Origin of the sequence: Mesorhizobium sp. CA8 (assembly GCF_020164955.1) — a bacterium.
Lineage (GTDB): Bacteria > Pseudomonadota > Alphaproteobacteria > Rhizobiales > Rhizobiaceae > Mesorhizobium.
Window position 1 is genome coordinate 111,203 of record NZ_JAIUHG010000007.1, and the last position, 19,853, is coordinate 131,055.

16 protein-coding genes are annotated in these 19,853 nt (G+C 64.1%); 8 read left to right on the forward strand and 8 right to left on the reverse strand.

Features of this window, described 5'->3' with window-relative positions:
• Position 1: 1 nt before the first annotated feature.
• Positions 2-2,008 carry a cytochrome o ubiquinol oxidase subunit I gene (gene cyoB / locus LB553_RS10340; protein WP_224512876.1) on the reverse strand — a complete coding sequence of 669 codons (2,007 nt, stop codon included), beginning with the start codon at positions 2,006-2,008 and terminating at the stop codon, positions 2-4.
• 10 nt (positions 2,009-2,018) lie between these two features.
• Positions 2,019-3,200 carry a ubiquinol oxidase subunit II gene (gene cyoA / locus LB553_RS10345; protein ID WP_224512878.1) on the reverse strand — a complete coding sequence of 394 codons (1,182 nt, stop codon included), beginning with the start codon at positions 3,198-3,200 and terminating at the stop codon, positions 2,019-2,021.
• 53 nt (positions 3,201-3,253) lie between these two features.
• On the opposite strand from cyoA, the gene LB553_RS10350 reads away from it, so the two are divergent.
• Both LB553_RS10350 and LB553_RS10355 read left to right on the forward strand, forming a co-directional pair.
• The gene (locus tag LB553_RS10350) at positions 3,254-3,448 is read left to right on the forward strand and encodes a hypothetical protein (RefSeq protein ID WP_224512880.1); all 195 of its coding nucleotides are present in this window, start codon (positions 3,254-3,256) and stop codon (positions 3,446-3,448) included.
• Positions 3,441-4,751, forward strand: a complete 1,311-nt coding sequence (locus LB553_RS10355; RefSeq protein WP_224512882.1) for an MFS transporter — start codon at positions 3,441-3,443, stop codon at positions 4,749-4,751. Before LB553_RS10350 ends, LB553_RS10355 begins: the two co-directional genes overlap by 8 nt.
• A gap of 37 nt (positions 4,752-4,788) precedes the next feature.
• On the opposite strand, the gene LB553_RS10360 is transcribed toward LB553_RS10355, so the two are convergent.
• Positions 4,789-5,808: an NAD-dependent epimerase gene (locus LB553_RS10360; protein ID WP_224512884.1), complete on the reverse strand. Its 1,020-nt coding sequence runs from the start codon at positions 5,806-5,808 to the stop codon at positions 4,789-4,791.
• 306 nt (positions 5,809-6,114) lie between these two features.
• Between LB553_RS10360 and LB553_RS10365 the strand changes: the two genes are divergently transcribed.
• The 3 genes from LB553_RS10365 to LB553_RS10375 all read left to right on the forward strand — a co-directional run bounded on the left by LB553_RS10365 (position 6,115) and on the right by LB553_RS10375 (position 7,995).
• Positions 6,115-6,555, forward strand: a complete 441-nt coding sequence (locus LB553_RS10365; protein WP_224512886.1) for a hypothetical protein — start codon at positions 6,115-6,117, stop codon at positions 6,553-6,555.
• Positions 6,556-6,671: 116 nt separating this feature from the next.
• Entirely contained in the window at positions 6,672-7,154 is a 483-nt protein-coding gene (locus tag LB553_RS10370) for a hypothetical protein (RefSeq protein ID WP_224512888.1), read from the forward strand.
• Positions 7,155-7,251: 97 nt separating this feature from the next.
• Positions 7,252-7,995, forward strand: a complete 744-nt coding sequence (locus LB553_RS10375) for a pseudouridine synthase (protein ID WP_224512890.1) — start codon at positions 7,252-7,254, stop codon at positions 7,993-7,995.
• A 171-nt stretch (positions 7,996-8,166) separates the two neighbouring features.
• On the opposite strand, the gene LB553_RS10380 is transcribed toward LB553_RS10375, so the two are convergent.
• Both LB553_RS10380 and LB553_RS10385 read right to left on the reverse strand, forming a co-directional pair.
• Positions 8,167-8,748 carry a histidine phosphatase family protein gene (locus LB553_RS10380; protein ID WP_224512892.1) on the reverse strand — a complete coding sequence of 194 codons (582 nt, stop codon included), beginning with the start codon at positions 8,746-8,748 and terminating at the stop codon, positions 8,167-8,169.
• Positions 8,749-8,894: 146 nt separating this feature from the next.
• Entirely contained in the window at positions 8,895-10,229 is a 1,335-nt protein-coding gene (locus tag LB553_RS10385; RefSeq protein ID WP_224512894.1) for a dicarboxylate/amino acid:cation symporter, read from the reverse strand.
• A gap of 239 nt (positions 10,230-10,468) precedes the next feature.
• Here LB553_RS10385 and LB553_RS10390 point away from each other — a divergent pair, with 239 nt between their 5' ends.
• From LB553_RS10390 to LB553_RS10400, 3 genes are all read left to right on the forward strand, one after another.
• The gene (locus LB553_RS10390; RefSeq protein ID WP_224512896.1) at positions 10,469-12,334 is read left to right on the forward strand and encodes a sensor histidine kinase; all 1,866 of its coding nucleotides are present in this window, start codon (positions 10,469-10,471) and stop codon (positions 12,332-12,334) included.
• Complete coding sequence (locus LB553_RS10395; protein ID WP_224512897.1) at positions 12,331-13,686, forward strand: sigma-54-dependent transcriptional regulator; 1,356 nt, start codon at positions 12,331-12,333, stop codon at positions 13,684-13,686. The genes LB553_RS10390 and LB553_RS10395 overlap by 4 nt, the downstream gene beginning before the upstream one ends.
• 215 nt (positions 13,687-13,901) lie before the next feature.
• Entirely contained in the window at positions 13,902-14,249 is a 348-nt protein-coding gene (locus tag LB553_RS10400) for a hypothetical protein (RefSeq protein WP_224512899.1), read from the forward strand.
• Here the strand turns inward: LB553_RS10400 and ggt are convergent.
• The 3 genes from ggt to LB553_RS10415 all read right to left on the reverse strand — a co-directional run bounded on the left by ggt (position 14,246) and on the right by LB553_RS10415 (position 19,703).
• Complete coding sequence (gene ggt / locus LB553_RS10405; protein ID WP_224512901.1) at positions 14,246-15,982, reverse strand: gamma-glutamyltransferase; 1,737 nt, start codon at positions 15,980-15,982, stop codon at positions 14,246-14,248. The two genes, LB553_RS10400 and ggt, sit on opposite strands and share 4 nt — an antisense overlap.
• A 238-nt stretch (positions 15,983-16,220) precedes the next feature.
• A complete protein-coding gene (rhaI, locus tag LB553_RS10410; protein ID WP_224512903.1) occupies positions 16,221-17,555 on the reverse strand; it encodes an L-rhamnose catabolism isomerase in 1,335 nt (444 codons plus the stop codon).
• Positions 17,556-17,600: 45 nt separating this feature from the next.
• The gene (locus tag LB553_RS10415; protein ID WP_224512905.1) at positions 17,601-19,703 is read right to left on the reverse strand and encodes a bifunctional rhamnulose-1-phosphate aldolase/short-chain dehydrogenase; all 2,103 of its coding nucleotides are present in this window, start codon (positions 19,701-19,703) and stop codon (positions 17,601-17,603) included.
• Positions 19,704-19,853 lie beyond the last annotated feature (150 nt).

Genomic DNA, 19,853 nt, shown 5'->3' on the forward strand with positions numbered 1-19,853 from the left:
CTCAAGCCCTAGCCCCCTCAGCAACGAGGAGCGTCGTCCTCGCCTCTTCCGTTTGGGCGACCTCGGACGCCGGGATGTCGAAGTCGCGATGATAGTTGAAGGTATGGCCGATCGCGGTGGCGATCAGGCAGACGAAGCTCAGCGCCGCCAGCCACCATATGTACCAGATCAGGCCGAAGCCCAGCGCGACGCTGAAGGCGGCGAGGATCACCCCTGTGCCGGTGTTTTTCGGCATATGGATCGGCCTGAAGCCGGAGAGCGGGCGCCGGTAGCCGGCCTTCTTCATGTCCCACCAGGCGTCGTTGTCGCGGATGATGGGCGTGAAGGCGAAATTGTAGGCCGGCGGCGGCGAGGAGGTCGACCATTCGAGCGTGCGGCCGTCCCACGGATCGCCGGTGACATCAACCAGTTCCGCGCGCTTGCGGATGGAGACGAAGATCTGGACCAGGAATGCGGCGATGCCGCAGGCGATCAGCACCGCGCCAAATGCGGCGATCACGAACCATATCTGCAGCGAGGGATCGTCGAACGCGCGCATGCGGCGCGTCACCCCCATCAGGCCGAGGATGTAGAGCGGCATGAAGGCGAACCAGAAGCCGAGCACCCAACACCAGAACGAGACCTTGCCCCAGAACGGATCGAGCTTGAAGCCGAAGGCCTTGGGCCACCAATAGGCGATGCCGGCGAACAGGCCGAACAGCACGCCGCCGATGATGACGTTGTGGAAATGCGCGATCAGGAACAGGCTGTTGTGCAGTACGAAGTCGGCCGGCGGCACCGCAAGCAGCACGCCGGTCATGCCGCCGACGACGAAGGTGAGCATGAAGGCCACCGTCCACATCATCGGCAGCTCGAAGCGGATGCGGCCGCGATACATGGTGAACAGCCAGTTGAATATCTTCGCCCCGGTCGGGATCGAGATGATCATCGTGGTGATGCCGAAGAAGGAATTGACGCTGGCGCCGGAGCCCATGGTGAAGAAGTGGTGCAGCCAGACGAGGTAGGACAGGATGGTGATGACCACCGTGGCGTAGACCATCGAGGTGTAGCCGAACAGGCGCTTGCCGGAGAAGGTCGAGGTGACCTCGGAGAAGACGCCGAACAGCGGCAGGATGAGGATGTAGACCTCGGGGTGGCCCCATATCCAGATGAGGTTCACATACATCATCGGGTTGCCGCCGAAGTCGTTGGTGAAGAAGTTGGTGCCGACATAGCGGTCGAGCGCGAGCAGCGTGAGCACCGCCGTCAGCACCGGGAAGGACGCCACGATCAGCACGTTGGTGCAGAGCGAGGTCCAGGTGAAGACGGGCATGCGCATCATGGTCATGCCGGGGGCGCGCATCTTGATGATGGTGCAGATCAGGTTGATGCCGGACAAGGTCGTTCCGACACCCGCCACCTGCAGCGCCCATATGTAATAATCGACGCCGACATCGGGACTGTAGTTGATGCCCGAGAGCGGCGGATAGGCCAGCCAGCCGGTACGGGCGAACTCGCCGACGAACAGCGAGGCCATCACCAGTATGGCGCCGCCGACCGTCATCCAGAAGCTGAAATTGTTGAGGAAGGGGAAGGAGACGTCGCGCGCGCCGATCTGCAGCGGCACGACGAAGTTCATCAGCCCGGTGACGAAGGGCATCGCCACGAAGAAGATCATGATCACGCCGTGGGCGGTGAAGATCTGGTCGTAGTGATGGGCGTTGAGATAGCCCTCGGAACCGTTGAAGGCGATGGCCTGCTGCAGGCGCATCATGATGGCGTCGGAGAAGCCGCGCAAAAGCATGACGAGGCCGAGCGCCATGTACATGATGCCGATCTTCTTGTGGTCGACGCTGGTGAACCACTCGCGCCACAGATAGCCCCAGAGCCGGAAATAGGTGATGGCGCCGAGCACCGCCAGGCCGCCCAACGCCACCACGATGAAGGTGACGACAACGATCGGCTCGTGCAGCGGCAGCGACTCCAAAGTGAGGCGGCCGAAGATGAATTTGGTCAGCGACTCAGGCATCCGCGATCCCTCACAATTCGAAGCGCAGCAGGCCGAGCGACGGCGCGCCGGCGTCGGCTCGGCGGCTGCCGGCGCCGGGCGCGAGCAGGCCAACGCCGCGCAGCGGGGACAGGTTCCTGAGCGGCCAGCTCCTGTCATCGTCACTACGGGCCGCGCGCGAAGCGGCGGCCGCCTCCTCCGCCGTGCAGATGCTTGCTACGTAGGACGGATCGTTGCCGAACACCGCCCCGCGCCGCGCAAGCTTGTCATATTGCAGCGGCAGGGTGTTGCGCACGCCGGCCAGGCCAAGGCCGCCCTTGGCGTCGATCGAGATCATCTCGTTCATGCACATCTTGCCGCGCTCGACGCACAGATTGAGGATCGCGCCATAAAGGTCGGGATCGACGGAGGCATAGTGGCGGACCGGCTCGTTCTCGCTCGGACGTTCGAGCTCGAGATAGGTCTCGCGGCTGAGCGTAGCCTGCGTGTTTTTGGTCTGCGCCACCCACTCGCCGAAGGCCTGGTCGGAGAGGCCGTGGAACGCAAAGCGCATGCCGGAGAAGCCGGCGCCGCTGTAGTTGGCCGAGAAGCCGGTATAGGTGCCCGGCCTGTTGATGACGGCGTGCAGCTTGGTCTCCATGCTCGGCATGGCGTAGATCTGCCCGGCAAGGGCCGGGATGTAGAAGGAGTTCATCACCGTGGAGGAGGTGATGCGGAAGTCGATCGGCTGGTTGACCGGCGCCGCCAGCTCGTTGACGGAGGCGATGCCGTAATCCGGATAGATGAAGAGCCATTTCCAATCGAGCGCGACGACCTCGACCTTGAGCGGCTTGTGGTTCTGCGTGACCGGCTGTCCAGCCTCGATCCGGTCGATGCGCCGATAGGGATCGAGCAGATGCGTGCCGAGCCAGGTGAGCGCGCCGAGGCATATGATGACGAGCAGGGGCGCGGCCCAGATCACCAGCTCCAGCTTGGTCGAATGGTCCCAGTCCGGTGTATAGGTCGCCGTAGTGCTGGATTGCCGGTAGCGCCAGGCAAACAGCACGGTCAGCGCCATAACGGGCAGGATGATGAGCAGCATCAGCAGGGTCGAGACGACGAGCAGGTCGCGCTGCTGCACTGCCACGTCGCCCGCGGGCGCCAGCACGACGAAGTCGCAGCCGCTGAGCAGCACAGCCAGCGGAAAAAGAAGCAAGGCTCCGGATCGTTCCATCAAACGCTGCCCTCGATGGGCCTGCAGCAGGTCTTTGCAGGTTGCGATGCGATATGACCAACGGCTACTGCCGCCGTCACGGCGACGACATTGGACAATTTGTCCAATGCCGGATTGCTATGGCTTTGGCGAAAGTGTGCACGCATAATTGGATGACGACAACATCGCATCTGGATGACGACAACATCGCATCGGGACGACAATCGCGTTCCGAACTTGAGCTCGGTGACGACGGACAAGATGGCTGAAACCTCGACTGCCGAAACTGACAGCAGGCTGATCGGCTCGCATCACGGCCAGGTCAGCGCGGGCGATATTGCGGTCGGCGTGATCATCGGCAGAACGTCGGAATTCTTCGATTTCTTCGTCTATGCGATCGCTTCCGTGATCGTGTTCCCCAAGCTTGTGTTTCCAACGCACGACCCGCTGGTGGGGACGCTCTATTCCTTCGCCATCTTCGCGCTTGCCTTCATCGCCCGCCCGTTCGGCACCGTGCTGTTCATGGCGATCGACCGCGCCTATGGCCGCGGCGCCAAGCTTACGATCGCGCTGTTCCTGCTCGGCACCTCGACCGTCGCCATGGCGTTCCTGCCCTCCTATGAAGACGTCGGCGCGGTCGCTGCCTGGCTGCTGGCGCTTACCCGGTTCCTGCAGGGCCTTGCGCTCGGCGGGACCTGGGACGGGCTGCCCTCGCTCCTGGCGCTGAATGCGCCGCAGAACCGGCGCGGCATCTATGCGATGATCCCGCAGCTCGGCGCGCCGATCGGCCTCATCGTGGCCAGCTCGCTGTTTGCCTTCTTCGTTGCCAACCTCTCGGCCGAAGATTTCTTCGCCTGGGGTTGGCGTTACCCCTTCTTCGTCGCATTCGCCATCAATGTCGTGGCGCTGTTTGCCAGACTGCGCATCGTGGTGACGCCCGAGTTCTCGAAACTCTATGAGAGCGGCGACCTGCAGCCGACCCGCATCAGGGACATGATCCGCACGGAAGGCCGTAACGTCGTCGTCGGCGCCTTCGCGCCGCTGGCGAGCTTCGCCCTGTTCCACATGGTGACGGTGTTCCCGCTGTCCTGGGTGTTCCTGTTCACCAATGAAGGGCCGGAGCGCTTCCTGGTCATCGAGGCGGTGAGCGCGCTGTTCGGCATCGCTGCGATCGTCGCATCAGGCCCGCTAGCCGACCGCGTCGGACGTCGCGCCCTGCTCGGCGGCGGCGCCGTCGCCATCGCCGCGTTCAGCGGCTTTGCCCCGCAGCTTCTCAATGGCGGCACCGTCGGCGAGACGGTGTTCATGGTGCTGGGCTTCATCCTGCTGGGCCTAAGCTTCGGGCAATCCTCGGGCGTCGTCGCATCGAGCTTCTCGCGCCGGCACCGCTATACGGGCTCGGCCGTGACGTCGGACCTCGCCTGGATGTTCGGCGCTGGCTTCGCGCCGCTTGCGGCGCTGCTGCTGGCCGGTACTTTCGGCCTTATCGCCGCCGGCGCCTATTTGCTTTCGGGCGCCGCCTGCACGCTGATCGCGCTCTGGATCGACAGGCAGGCACGCCAGGCCGACTGAACGCCCAGCAAGCTCGGTTTGCGGCCGCTAACTGCCATCAGACCCGGTAAAAATCCCGATACCATTCCACGAAGCGCGGGACGCCGATTTCGATCGGGATGCTGGGCTTGAAGCCGGTCACCTCTTCGAGCGAGGTCACATCGGCGAAAGTTGCCGGCACGTCGCCCGGCTGGAGCGGCATCATATTGCGGATGGCTTTGCGCCCAAGCGCTTCTTCCAGCACGTCGATCAGCCGTTTCAGCTCGATGGGCGAGCTGTCGCCAATGTTGTGGATCCTGAACGGTGCATTGCTTGTCGCGGGATCCGGCGCAGCATTTGTCCAATCGGGATTGGGCGTCGCGGGATGATGCATGACGCGGACCACCCCTTCGACGATGTCGTCGATATAAGTGAAATCGCGCTGCATGTTGCCGTGGTTGAAGACGTCGATCGGCTGGCCGGCGAGGATGGCCTTGGTGAAGATGAACAAAGCCATGTCGGGCCGTCCCCACGGACCGTAGACGGTGAAGAAGCGCAAGCCCGTTGTCGGCAGCCCGAACAGATGGCTGTAGGTGTGGGCCATCAGCTCGTTCGCCTTCTTGCTGGCGGCATAGAGGCTAAGGGGATGGTCGGCGGAATCATGCACCGAGAACGGCATGCGGCTGCTGCCGCCATAGATCGAGCTCGACGATGCATAGACGAGATGGCCGACCGAGGCCTGCCGGCACCCTTCCAGGATGTTGAGGAAGCCGTTGAGATTGCTTTGGGCGTAGACATGCGGATTGATCAGCGAATAGCGGACGCCCGCCTGCGCAGCGAGATTGACGACGATCTCCGGCGCGGCCGAGGCAAAGACCGCCGAGATACCATCGCGGTCGGCGAGATCGACATGTTCGAAACGAAAGTGCGGGAATCTTTTCAACCGCTCGAGGCGCGCCTGCTTCAGGGCGACGTCGTAATACTCGCTCATGGAATCGAGGCCGACAACCTGCCGTCCTTCGGCAAGCAGCCTCTGGCAAAGGTGAAACCCTATGAAGCCGGCTGCGCCGGTGATCAGGATCGGCCTGCTCGACGTCAATGCATACCCCTAACGCTGCAGTCCAAGGCCAGTCGAAAGCTTGCAACTTGTATGGCAGGCTGGCGATGAATTCAACGATACGCTTTCTTCTGCCACTCCAATGGTGCCGCCCCGTGCGGCCGTTTCCGCCAGGGTAAGGCCGGCGGAAATGTGATCTCAAGCCGACGCTGATATGCGAGCGTGATCAGTGGTCGACCCCCTTCCGCACGGAATGAGATTGCGCGCACAGCCCGGAGCGGGGATTTGGTTTTCTTGGTGATCTCTGTTCCTTGAGGCAAACTGCTACCCGGGCTGTCAGGAGGAGACATGAGAGCACGCGCGGCGACGGTCGGAGACCTCGAAGATGTTTTCCGCGGCCTGTCCAAGCGAATGTCGGACGAATATGTGGCGGCCGGCAAGGACAGCAAAAGCGCCTATGACAATCTGATGATGAACCTGAAGGAAGGCCGGGCGCATGCGCTCGCGCAGGACGACAGGACGGTTGCGATCATCGCCTGGCACGAGCACGCGGACGCCGCCGATACGCTCTTTGCCGCGCGGGAGGATTTTTTCAACGCCGCGACGGTCCGCTTCTGCAGGCGCCATATCCGCCATGTCCAGGCGCTCGCCGGCAATCTTCCCATCCATTCGCGCAGCTGGCTGGACAGGCCCGACGTCGCGAAATGGTTCCGCGTGATCGGCTATATTGACCGGGGGCGGGAGAACGGCGCCACCCTGTTCGAGCTGCCGCCGGCCGCCAATAGCTGACAAAGCAAAGCCGCCCCTGAAACGGACGCTTGCGCGAAAATCCGATTGGAAAGATTGTACGCGCAGGCAGCCGGCGAGCCGGCACGCCGGATGGGGTTTGGCTGCTGGAAATCGGGATGTTGCGCGTCTGCCTGGCTTTTGTCGCCATCGCTGCCCTGACGAGACCGTCAGGGGCGGAGCCGCGCGCATCCCATCTTTTCGACCGCTCCGACCTCGCCGCAGCCTATTCGGGCCAATCCGACCTTATCACGGCATACACCACCGGCATGGCGCGCTACCGGCTTCAATATTCGGGCTCCGCGGCCCAGGCCGGTTTGGCCGCGCCGCTCGAGCCTCGCCTGCTGCGGCCCGAATTCCAGCAACGGACATGGCGCTCGGCGGACGGCAGCCTGCTGCAGGGCTTTGCCGGCAAAGGCGGCTTTCGCTTGACGGTCGGCAACTGCGTGACCCGCATATGCATGGCCAGCGAGTGCAGCGAGGCGGGCTGGCCGCTCTATGCCTGCAGCGACGGGCGCAAGCGCAACATGTCGGTCAACAGCTTCGTGACGGCAACATTCGACGGAGTCAGCTACCGGCGGCTGAGCGCGCCGCAGGAGTGAAATTGGACGACCCGAAGCAGGTGACGGAGCCGCTTGCGCCCATCTCGCCAAGCGTGGCATCGGTTGCGGCGTTTTGAGGCGATCGAAGAGAAAGATAGTGGCACGCCAACCCGACAGAGGATCCGCAACCCCAAAGGTCAGCCTCGCCCGAGCGCTCTCCAAGATGGGCTTCTGCTCGCGCACGCAGGCCGAGAATCTGGTCGCCGAGGGGCGCGTGCAAGTAACCGGCAAGACGGTGCGCGATGCCTTGCTGCGCATCGATCCCGACCGCGACAGCATCAGTGTCGACGGCAAGCGCGTCGTCGCCGAGCGCAAGGTCTATCTGATGCTCAACAAGCCGCGCGGGCTGGTCACCACCCGCGATGATCCCGAAGGTCGCGGCACGGTCTATGACTGCCTGGAAGGACTCGACCTGCCCTTCGTGTCGCCGGTCGGCCGGCTCGACAAGGCGAGCGAAGGGCTGCTTTTGCTGAGCAACGACACGCGCTGGGCGAACGGGCTGCTCGACCCCGCCTCGCATGTCGATAAGACCTATCACGTGCAGATCGCCGCCGCGGCTGACGAGGCGATGCTGGAGCACTTTCGTCAGGGCGCCGTCGTCGATGGCGAGTTGCTCACGGCAAGCTCGATCGCGCTGTTGCGCAGCGGCGGGCGGACAGCCTGGCTGGAGATCGTGCTCGACGAAGGACGCAACCGGCAGATCCGCAGGCTGCTCGGCGCTTTCGACATCGAGGTGCTGAGGCTGGTCAGGGTGGCGATCGGCGGCCTTCAGCTCGGCGAGCTTGCCAAGGGCAAGGCGCGGCATCTGACGAGCGAGGAGCTGGCGATCTTGTCGACTTGACGCGCCAGGCACTCCCCCTCACCCGGATTGCCAGCCGAATTGCAAAGGCAATTCGGCGCAATCCGACCTCTCCCCAAGGGGAGAGGAGGTCACCGGCGCCGAAGTCAGCCTCTTCTCCCCATGGTGAGAAGGTGGCCGCGAAGCGGCCGGATGAGGGGGAGCCCGCGCTCGCTACTTCTGGTTCCACCGCCGGATGACCGGCTCTGTCAGGTCATGCTCGTAGCCTAGGATGCTGAGGCTGGCGGTATCGAGCACGAAGTGCTCGCCACCTTGCGGCGGCAGGCCGACCCAGCGCGCGGCGAACACGCGCAGGAAATGCGAGCTGGAGAAGATGAGCACATTGCCGGCAACCGCGCGCAGCTCGGCGACGATGGCATCGGCGCGGGCGCCGACATCGGCAGCCGTCTCGCCCTGCGGACAGCCATCGCGAAACAATTGCCAGCCGGGTCGCCTGGACAGGATCTCCTTGGTCGTCACCCCTTCATAGGCGCCGTAATCCCATTCCTGCAGGTCCGGCTTCTTGACCGCGCGCTCGCCGAAGCCGGCGAGCCGGCAGGTGTCGAAGGCGCGCCGCGAGGGGCTAGACCAGATCGCCTGGAATGTCAGTCCCTTGAGCCGGTCGGCAACGGCGCGCGCGGCCTCCTCGCCTTTCGCCGTCAGCGGGATGTCGGTGCGGCCGGTGTGCCTGCCCGAGAGGCTCCATTCGGTCTCGCCGTGACGGACAAGATAGATCTCGGGATACGCGCTGCTCATCGACCGCCCTCTCGGCTGAATGTCTCGCCGAGAATTCGGCTCGCGCAGCCTATGCGGCGGCCGACAAAAAGAACAGGCCGCGGCAGAGCCGCGACCTGTCCGGCATCGGGAGGATGCCGTTTGTCTTTCGCAATTTCGGACGGCGATCAGGCAGGTTGCAGGCCGCCCGACAGCGCAAGATCAGCCTCTTCCGGCAATTGACCGGCCATGGCGGCGGCGAATTGCTTCTGGTCGAGCTCGCCTTCCCAGCGGGCCACGACGATGGTCGCGACCGCGTTGCCGACGAAGTTGGTGAGCGCGCGGCATTCCGACATGAAGCGGTCGACGCCGAGGATCAGCGCCATGCCGGCGACCGGCACCGAGGGCACGACCGAGAGCGTGGCGGCCAAGGTGATGAAGCCGGCGCCAGTGATACCGGCCGCACCCTTCGAGCTCAGCATCGCGACGAGCAAAAGCAGGATCTGGTCGCCGAAGGTGAGCGGCGTGTCGGTCGCCTGGGCGATGAACAGCGCGGCAAGCGTCATATAGATGTTGGTGCCATCAAGGTTGAAGGAATAGCCGGTCGGGATGACCAGGCCGACCACCGAGCGGTTGCAGCCGGCGCGCTCCATCTTGGCCATCAGGCCGGGAAGTGCCGCTTCCGACGACGAGGTCCCGAGCACCAGCAGCAGCTCTTCCTTGATGTAGCGGATCAGCGCCAGGATGGAAAAGCCGTTGTACCATGCGACAGCGCCGAGCACGACGAGCACGAAGAGCAGCGACGTCAGATAGAAGGTGCCGATCAGGAAGGCGAGGTTGGCGATTGCGCCTATGCCGTATTTGCCGACGGTGAAGGCCATGGCGCCGAAAGCGCCGATGGGTGCGGCCTTCATCAGGATGGCGACGAGGCGGAAGACCGGCGCGGTCAGCGCCTGGAGGAAATCGACGACCGGGCGACCGCGTTCGCCGACCAGCGCCAGGGCGATGCCGAACAGCGCCGAGAAGAACAGCACCTGCAGGATATCGCCCTGCGCAAAGGCGCCGGTGATGGTGTCGGGGATGATGTTCATCAGGAAGCCGACGATGGTCGTGTCATGCGCCTTCTCGGCGAAGGTCGAGACCTTCGAGGCGTCGAGCGTGGCCGGATTGATGTGCATGCCGGCGCCAGGTTGGACGACGTTGGAGACGACGAGGCCGACGACGAGCGCCAGAGTCGAGAAGACGAGGAAATAGATCATCGCCTTGCCGGCAACGCGGCCGACCTTCTGCAGGTCGGAAACGCCGGCAATGCCGGTCGCCACAGTGAGGAAGATCACCGGCGCGATCACCATCTTGACCAGCTTGATGAAGGCATCGCCAAGCGGCTTCAGCGAGGCGCCCAGGTCGGGATAGAAATGGCCAAGCAGGATGCCGGCGGCGATCGCCACCAGAACCTGGACATAGAGATGCCGGTAAAAGGGAACCTTGCCGCGCGGTTCGGCGGCAGCGATTGCTGTCTGCATGATATCCTCCATTCGGCCCCCGATCGAGAACACTCGACCTCCCTGGGAGCTGTTGACCTCCACAGCCTCGCGGCTGCTGCGGATGCATTTGCAACGCGCGTGCCAGATGACGGCCGAAGCCCTCGAAATATTGATTTTGTTGTTTTTTCGAACCGACGACGGGCATCTTCGAGAGCTTTCCGTGCGCTTATCCGCATAGGTCGAATTGTGCTTTGTGCGAATTCATGCACAGATGCGGCATGCTGCAACGCCCTGCCGCTGTCTTCGCCTGGACGCCCGAACTGCTCGCCGGGCGGGCACGCCGCGCCTGGCTGCTGTTCGGGGCGGTAGCGCTGGCGATCATCGCGGCAGCGCTTTACGGCGCAGGCCTCTACGGCCGCTCGACCGAGATCGAGGCTTTGGCCACGCAGGGACGCACCGACGCTAACCTTAAGGTGGCGCTGCTGCGCGCGGTACTGGAAAACCCGCGCGCGCTGCCGCTGCTGCTGTCGGAGGACCAGCAGGTGCGTGACGCGTTGAGCGAGCGCAGCCCTGCCTCGATCGACGTGCTCAACCGCAAGCTCGAAGGGCTGGTGTCCGGCACCAAGGCCTCGGTGCTCTACGTCACCGGCACGGACGGCCTGGCGATCGCTTCCAGCAATTGGCGCGAACCGGTGAGCTTCGTCGGCAACGACTATGGTTTCCGCGCCTATTTCTCGGGCGCTATGGAAACCGGCACGGCCGAATATTTCGCGCTCGGTAATGTCAGCAAACGTCCGGGCCTCTACATTTCGCGCCGCGTCGACGGCGCCTCGGGGCCGCTCGGCGTCGTCGTGGTCAAGATGGAATTCGACCAGCTCGAGGCCGACTGGCACGAGGCCAACCGCCCGGCCTATGTCAGCGACGAGCATGGCGTGGTGCTGATCACCAGCGTGCCCTCCTGGCGCTTCATGACGACGGCGCCGCTGGCGGCTCCGGTCAGCGCCGCCATCCGCGCCAGCCAGCAATTCGGCGATGCGCCACTGGTGCCCCTGCCGATCACGAAACCGCAACCGCTGAGCTCCGACGTCGCGCTGGTTCATGCCATCACGCCCGGGGGCAGCGACGCCCAGTATCTGCGGCTGTCGACCGCGGTGCCGTCGACGCCGTGGCGGCTCGACTATCTCGTTCCGGCCGAGGCGCCGATCGCGGCGGCGCAGCGCGAGATGCGGCTGCTGACGCTTGGTATTCTCGTTCCGCTCATCGCCTTTGCCGCCTATCTGTTGTGGCGTCGGCAATCCGGCCAGATGCGGATTGCCGCCGAACAGGCCGCGCGGGTCGAGCTCGAGCGCCGGGTCGTCGAGCGCACGCAGGACCTCAGCCTGGCGCGCGACCGGCTGCAGGCCGAGATCGCCGACCATCGCAGCACGGAGGCGAAGCTGCAGGTGATGCAGCAGGAGCTGGTCCAGGCCAACCGGCTTGCCACGCTTGGCCAGGTCGCCGCCGGCGTCGCGCATGAAATCAACCAGCCGGTGGCGACGATCCGCGCCTATGCCGACAATGCGCGCGTTTTCCTGGAGCGCAAGCAGAGCGCGTCGGCCGAAGAGAACCTTGGCGCCATCGCCGCGCTGACGGAGCGCATCGGCTCGATCACCGAAGAGCTGAAAGCCTTTGCCCGCAAGGGCCGCACCGCCGCCGAACCGGTTGAGCTGCGCAGCGTGATCGAAGGCGCCGTGGTGCTGCTCAGGAGCCGCTTCGCCGGCCGGCTGGACGCGCTGGCGGTCACGCTGCCGCCGCTGGCGCTGAAGGTGATGGGCAACCGGCTGCGGCTGGAGCAGGTGCTGATCAACCTGTTCCAGAACGCGCTGGAGGCGCTCGCTGGCCATGACGGCGCGCGGGTCGAAGTCTTCGCCACCGAAACCGCCGAAGACGTAGCGCTGGTCGTTTCCGATAACGGGCCGGGCATCCCGCCCGCGATCCTGAGATCCCTGTTCACGCCCTTCAACACCTCGAAAGAAAAGGGCCTCGGGCTCGGCCTCGTCATCTCCAAAGACATCGTCGCCGACTATGGCGGGCGTATCGAGGTTTCGAGCAGCGGCCAAGGCACACGCTTCACCATCCATCTGTCGAAAGCCGGCGCAGCATGACCAAGCATGACCCAGCACCGGTGATCCTGATCGATGACGACAGCGATCTGCTCAAGGCGACAAGGCAGACGCTGGAGCTTGCCGGCTTTGCGGTGTCGGCTTACGCGGTGGCGAGCGAAGCTTTGGCGGCGCTCGACAGGAATTTCGCGGGCGTGATCGTCTCGGACATCCGCATGCCGGAGGTCGACGGCCTGCAGCTTTTCGACCGCGTGCTGCGGCTCGATCCCGACATTCCCGTCATCCTGGTCACGGGCCATGGCGATATCGCCATGGCGGTCAAGGCGATCAAGGACGGCGCCTACGACTTCATCACCAAGCCTTTCGCCGCCGACCGGCTGGCGCAGAGCGTTGCGCGCGCCGCGGAGAAACGTCGGCTGGTGATGGAAAACCGCGCTTTGCGAGAAGCGGCAGAGCAGGCACAAGAGGGATTGCCGCTGATCGGCCAGACGCCGGCGATGGAGCGGTTGCGCCGGACATTGCGGCAGATCGCCGACACCGATGTCGACGTGCTGGTGACCGGCGAGACCGGCTCCGGCAAGGAGGTGGTGGCAAGCCTGCTGCATCGCTGGAGCCGCCGCGCCAAGGGCAATTTCGTCGCGCTCAACTGCGGTACGCTGCCGGAGACGGTCATCGAAAGCGAGTTGTTCGGCCACGAGCCCGGCGCTTTCACCGGCGCGCAGAAGAAGCGCGTCGGCCGTATCGAGCATTCGAGCGGCGGCACGCTGTTCCTGGACGAGATCGAAAGCATGCCGGCCTCAACACAGGTACAGATGCTGCGCGTCTTGGAAATGCGCGAGGTGACGCCGCTCGGCACCAATGAGGTGCGCCCGGTCGATCTGAGGGTGGTCGCGGCAGCCAAGGTCGATCTCGGCGATGCCAGCCAGCGCGGCGCTTTCCGCGAGGATCTCTTTTACCGGCTCAATGTGGTGACGCTTTCGATCCCGCCGCTGCGCGAGCGGCGGAATGATGTGCCGCTGCTGTTCGGTTACTTCGCCGAGCGCGCCGCCGCCCGCTTCCGTCGCACCCTGCCGGCGATCTCCGCCGCGGTCCAGCATCATCTGAGGGACCATGACTGGCCGGGCAATGTGCGCGAGCTCGCCCATTTCGCCGAACGTTTCGTGCTCGGGCTCGAGGATGTCGGCGAAACGCCTTCCCCCGCGGCAATGGAAAGCGACGCCGCGATGCCGTTGCCTGAACGGCTCGATCGCTACGAGGCCGAGATCATACGCGAGACACTTGGCCGCAATGACGGCGACGTCCGGCGCACCATCGAGGCGCTCGGCATCCCGCGCAAGACCTTCTACGACAAGCTGCAGCGGCACGGCATCGTGCGCAGTGATTTTTCCAGGTAGATCAAGGCCAGAGATGGGGCATGATGTCGTCCGCAAACGCTTCACATTTTTCGGCATCATGCCCGTGGGAACCGCAACGCCGCTACCGCCGTTGAAACTGACCGGAAAACCGTGGCACGCGGGCATCAGCCGGGCGGCGAATGCATCGCAGTGGCGGCTTTCCCGGGTTGCGCTCGGCTGGCGTTGATGGTTTGTTGCCGCCCAGCGGAGAACGAATGATGCGCGAATCCCTCGGTCAAGACGAATACGGCTCGACCAGCCCCTTCGACCCGGACGACCTGCCCAATCTCAATGCGATGGGGCCGGCGATGGGCGGCGGCAATGATTTCGAGAAATACGCGGTCGCCGTCATTATCGTCTTCGGCGCGCTGATCATCGGCGGCCTGATGGCCGCCTCCATGTCCTTCGGCCATCGCAACGGCTTCCTGTTCGCGCTAGGCGGCGCTACCGCGGCCTGGATTTCCGGCAATGCGCTGCTGCTCGACCGGCCGCGCATCTATGCGCTGTTCGTCGCCATTGCCGCCGTCATGCTGATCGCTTCGACCATCACGCTGGTCATCTAATATCCCAGCGCCTCGCCGGCGGCCGCGCGGCTGTCGATGGCGCCATTGTAGCGGGCGCCGCCGCCCTTCTCGATCTCCGCCAGGCCCTTGCCGCCGACCAGGATGCCCGCGGCCTGCCCCCAGGTCTGGTCGCTCAAGTCGAGATGGTAGCCCATTCCGGCAAGCAGCCGCTCCGTGTCCGGCGACAGCCCGAAAGGCTCGACATAGAGAGTGTCCGGCAGCCATTGATGATGGATGCGCGGCGCGTCGATCGCCTGCTGGATGTCCATGCCGTGATCGATGACGTTGACGATCGCCTCCAGCGTGATGGTGATGATGCGCGAGCCGCCGGGACTGCCGATGACCAGGAACGGATTGCCGTCCTTCGTGACGATCGTCGGGCTCATCGAGGATAAGGGCGTCTTCCTCGGCTGGATGGCGTTGGCCTCGCCCTGGACCAATCCATAGAGGTTGGGCACGCCGGGCTTCTGAGTGAAATCGTCCATCTCGTTGTTGAGCAGGATGCCGGTGCCGCCGGCGACGACGCCGGCGCCGAAGGAGCCGTTCAGCGTATAGGTGACCGCAACCGCATTGCCGTCCTTGTCGATGATCGAATAGTGCGTGGTTTCCTTGGACTCGCCGAAGCCTTTCGGCATCAGCTCCTTCGAGACGCCGGCACGGAACGGGTCGATCTTGTCGCGGATGTCTTTCGCATAGCTCTTGTCGAGCAGCTTCGAGACCGGATTGTCGACGAAATCCGGATCGCCGAGCGCCGAATTGCGGTCGACATAGGCATGGCGCATAGCTTCGACCATGACATGGACCGTCTCAGCCGAGCCGGCGCCGAGATAGGAGAGCGGATAGCCCTCCAGCACATTGAGTATCTCGCAGATGATGACGCCGCCCGAGCTCGGCGGCGGCGAGGAGATGATCTCGTAGCCGCGATAGGAACAGGTCACCGGCTTCAGCTCACGCACGGCATATTGCTCGAAATCGCCCTTGGCGAGGATACCGCCTTTCGCGCCGCTCGCCTTGACGATGGCATCGGCAATCGCCCCCTTGTAGAAGGCGTCAGGCCCCTTTTCAGAGATCGCCGACAGCGAGGCGGCAAGGTCCGGCTGAACAAGCTTCTCGCCGATGCCGTAAGGCCTGCCGTCTTTCTTCAGGAAGATGGCGGCGGCAGCCGGGTCCTTCGCCAACCGGTCGGCGCTGCCGGCGAACGAAGCCGCATCGCCCTGGTTGAGCACGAAGCCGTCTTTGGCGTAGGCAATCGCCGGCGCCATCAGATCCTGCCTCGACAAGGTCCCGTATTTCTCGCGCGCCGTCTCGAAGCCCGCGACCGAGCCGGGCGCGCCGACCGCCAGATAGCCGTCGAGGCTGGCGCCTTTGATCGGCTTGCCGTCCTTGTCGAGATACATGGTTTTGGTGGCGGCGAGCGGCGCGCGCTCGCGGAAATCGAGAAAGGTCGTGCGACCGTCCTTCATGCGCACGGTCATGAAACCGCCGCCGCCGATATTGCCGGCATTGGGATAGACCACGGCGAGCGCATAGCCGACGGCAACCGCGGCATCGACGGCGTTGCCGCCTTTCTTCAGCACGTCGACACCGACTTCTGTGGCTAGATGCTGGGCGGTCACCACCATGCCGTGCTCGCCTTTGGCGGGGGTCGGCGAAGCGGCGAAAAGGGCGGCTGGCGTGAAGGCAAAGGTGAGCGAAAGGCTGACGGCGATCAGCGTCCGGCGGGTCAAGGGCATGGCGGTGCTCCTGGCGTTGGGGGACGCGTAGGAAAGACCGCCACAGCGAATTAGTCCAATAACAATTGAAGCAGCGCGAGTGGCCCCTCACCCGGATTGCCAAGTCGAATTGCAAGGGCAATTCGGGCAATCCGACCTCTCCCCAAGGGGAGAGGAGCGTGCGGCGGCGCTGATCTCTTCTCCCCTCGGGGAGAAGGTGGCCGCGAAGCGGCCGGATGAGGGGGAGTGGCGCTGCCTGTCAGACAATCCCGCCGCCGCCACCCGCAACCGCCGGCCGCTCCGCCGCAACCTTGGCCCGGTAGCCGGCCTCGCGATAGGCGGCGACGGGATCGATGGCGCCTCCGGTTTTCAGCCGTGCCATAGCGAGGATCGGCTCGACGTCGGTACGGTAGGCGGTTTTCAACGTCTGCGTCGCCATCAGCGCATCATTGTCATCCTGGAGGCCTTCCAGCGCCTTGCGGTCGACCAGCAGCGCCTGCACATAGGCGCGCTGCACCTCGACCGCCGACAGCATCAGGCTTTCGATCGGGTCGGTAACGTTGTGGCTCTGGTCGAGCATATGCGCAGGGTGGAAACCCTTGGCGCCCGAAAGCTCCGCATCGACCAGTTCGTTGAAGATGAGGAACAGCCGGTAGGGATCGATCGAACCGGCGTCGAGGTCATCGTCGCCATATTTGGAATCGTTGAAGTGGAAGCCGCCCAGCTTGCCGAACTGGATCAGCCGCGACACGATCATCTCGATGTTGACGTTGGGTGCGTGATGACCGAGATCGACCAGGCAGAAGGCCTTGTCGCCGAGTTCCTTGGCAATGATGTAATTCGTGCCCCAATCCTGCACCACCGTCGAATAGAAGGCCGGCTCGTACATCTTGTGCTCGGTGAACAGCCGCCAGTCGCCCGGCAGGCCGGCATAGATCTCGCGCATGGCCTCGAGATAGCGCTCGAAAGCCTTGGCGAAATTGACCTGGCCGGGGAAGTTGGAGCCATCGCCGATCCACACCGTCAGCGCCTTGGAGCCCAGCGTCTTGCCGATCTCGATGCATTCGAGATTGTGCTCGACCGCTTGGCGGCGCGTGCCGGCATCGGCATGCGACAGCGATCCAAACTTGTAGGAAAGCTTCTGGTCCTTGGCGTCGGAGAAGGTGTTCGAATTCATCGCGTCGAAGCCGAGGCCGAAGCGGGACGCCGCCTGTTTCAGCCGGTTCGGATCGGCCTTGTCCCACGGGATGTGCAGCGAGACGGTCGGCGTCGCCTGCGTCAGCTGGCTGATGACGGCACAGTCCTCGATCTTGTCAAAGATGTCGCGCGGCTCGCCGGCGCCCGGAAAGCGGGCGAAACGCGTGCCGCCGGTGCCGACGCCCCAGGACGGGATCGCCACGCCGAATTTTTCCACCTTGTCGCGGATCGCGTCGATGGCGATGCCGCGCCGGTCGAGACGCTCGCCGAGCGAAGCGTAGTCGCGGTCGAGGTCGGGTTGGCGGGCGGCGTTGCTTTTTTCGACGACGTCAGTCGAGATGATCGTTTCGGACACTGCTCTTCCTCCCAGTATTCGTCGGCTGGCGCTGCCCCTCATCCGCCCTTCGGGCACCTTCTCCCCGTGGAACGGGGAGAAGGAATCTTAGCGCGTAAAGCTCTGCGCGTTGCCGGCGTCGACGTTGACGATGTTGCCGGTCGACTTGGCGGACATATCGGAGGCGAAGAAGTAGATCGCTTCGGCGATGTCCTCCGGGAAGACCGAGCGCTTCAGCATCGAGCGCGAGCGATAATGCTCCTCGAGGTCGTCGGTCGACATCTTGTAGGCGGCGGCGCGCTGTTCCTTCCACTCGCCGGTCCAGATTTTTGAGCCGCGCAGCACGGCGTCCGGATTGACGACGTTGACCCTGATCTGCGCCTCCGCCCCTTCCAGCGCGAGACAGCGGGCAAGATGGATCTCGGCCGCCTTGGCCGTGCAATAGGCGGACGCGTTTGGCGAAGCAGCTAGCCCGTTCTTCGAGGCGACGAAGACGACATTGCCGCCGATCTTCTGGGCGCGGAACAGCCGGAAGGCCTCGCGCGAAACCAGAAAATAGCCGGTGGACAGGATATCCATGTTCCGGTTCCACAAGGTCAGCGTCGTCTCTTCGATCGGCGCCGAGGAGGCTAGCCCGGCATTGGAAACCAGGATGTCGATGCCGCCGAACTCGACCGACGTTTCGGCGAAGCCGGAAAGCACCTGATCCTCCGACGTGACGTCGATGCGCACCGGACGGACGAAGTCTTTGCCGTAGGCTTTCGAGAGCTCTTCATTGGCGCTGGCCAAAGCGGCCTCGTCGATATCGGCGAGCACCACGCAGGCGCCTTCGCGCAGCAGTCGGTTGGCGGCGGCGCGGCCAATGCCGCCGGCGCCGCCGGTGACCAAGGCGATCTGCCCGGCAAGCGCCTTCGGCTTCGGCAGGCGCTGGAGCTTGGCTTCCTCGAGCTGCCAGTATTCGATGTCGAAGGCTTCCTGTGCAGGCAGGCCGACATAGGACGACACGGTCGAGGCGCCGCGCATGACATTTATGGCGTTGACATAGAACTCGCCGGAGATGCGCGCCGTCGCCTTGTCGCCGGCAAAGGTGAACATGCCGACGCCCGGCATCAGATAGACGACGGCATTCGGATCGCGGATGGCGGGCGAGTCCGCATGCTTGCAGGCGTCATAGTAAGCCTGGTAGCCGACACGATAGGCGGCGATGTCGTCGGCCAGACGCGCAATGACGGCATCGACATCCGGCTTTGCCGGATCGAACTCGATCACCAGCGGCCGGATCTTGGTGCGCAGGAAGTGGTCGGGGCATGAGGTGCCCAGCGCAGCCAACGGCCTCAGGTCTTTCGAGTTGACGAATTCAAGCACGGCCGGCTGGTCGTCGAAATGGCCGAGCTTGTGGCTCTTCTCGGAGATCAGGCCGCGGATCCGCGGCATCAGCTTGGCCGCGACGGCGCGGCGCGCCGATGCGTCGAGCGACTTTGCCACTTCGCCGCCGAAGATCGCCTTGCCCTCGGATTTGCGCTCGAACCAGTCGATCGCCTGGTTGATCACCGAGATCGTCGTCTCGTAGCATTCCTTCGGCGTGTCGCTCCAGGTGAACAGGCCGTGGCTTTCCAGCACGACGCCCTTGGCATCGGGATATTCGAGGCAGAATTTTTCCAGCCATAGGCCGAGCTCGAAGCCCGGCCGCTTCCACGGCAGCCAGCCGATGGTGTCGCCGAAGATCTCCTTGGTGATCGCCTTGGAATCCTTCGCTGCGGCGACCGCGATGATGGCATCGGGATGCATGTGGTCGACGCAAGCCTTCGGCACGAAGGCGTGCAGCGGCGTGTCGATGGAGGCTGCGCGCGGATTGAGGTTGAAGGTGCAGTGAGGCAGGTAGCCCACCATCTCATCCTCGTGCTCGACGCCGCGATAAAGGCCTTTCAGCGCCCGCAGCTTTTGCATGTAGAGCGTGGCGAAACCGTCAAGCTTGATCGAGGCGCTGTCGCCGCCCGAGCCCTTGACCCACAGCACCTCGACATCCTCGCCGGTGAGCGGATCCTTCTGCCAGACCTTGGACGAGGTGTTGCCGCCGCCATAATTGGTGACGCGTTTGTCGGAGCCCAGCGTGTTCGAGCGATAGACCAGGAGCTCGGGGCCGCTCATTCCCTCGGCTTTTGCATGGTCCCAAAGATTGGCGAGGCGCGAGCCGGAGCGCTTGTCGAGCATAGGTATCCTCCCTGGAGCGCGAACGCCGTGCCCCCTCATTTCTCGCCGGGAAATGTCTACGCAAGCGCTGCGCTTGTCAATCACAAACGATCAATATCGGTCATATTGCACTGCACAATGAAAATATATGATCGGAAATGATTGACACTG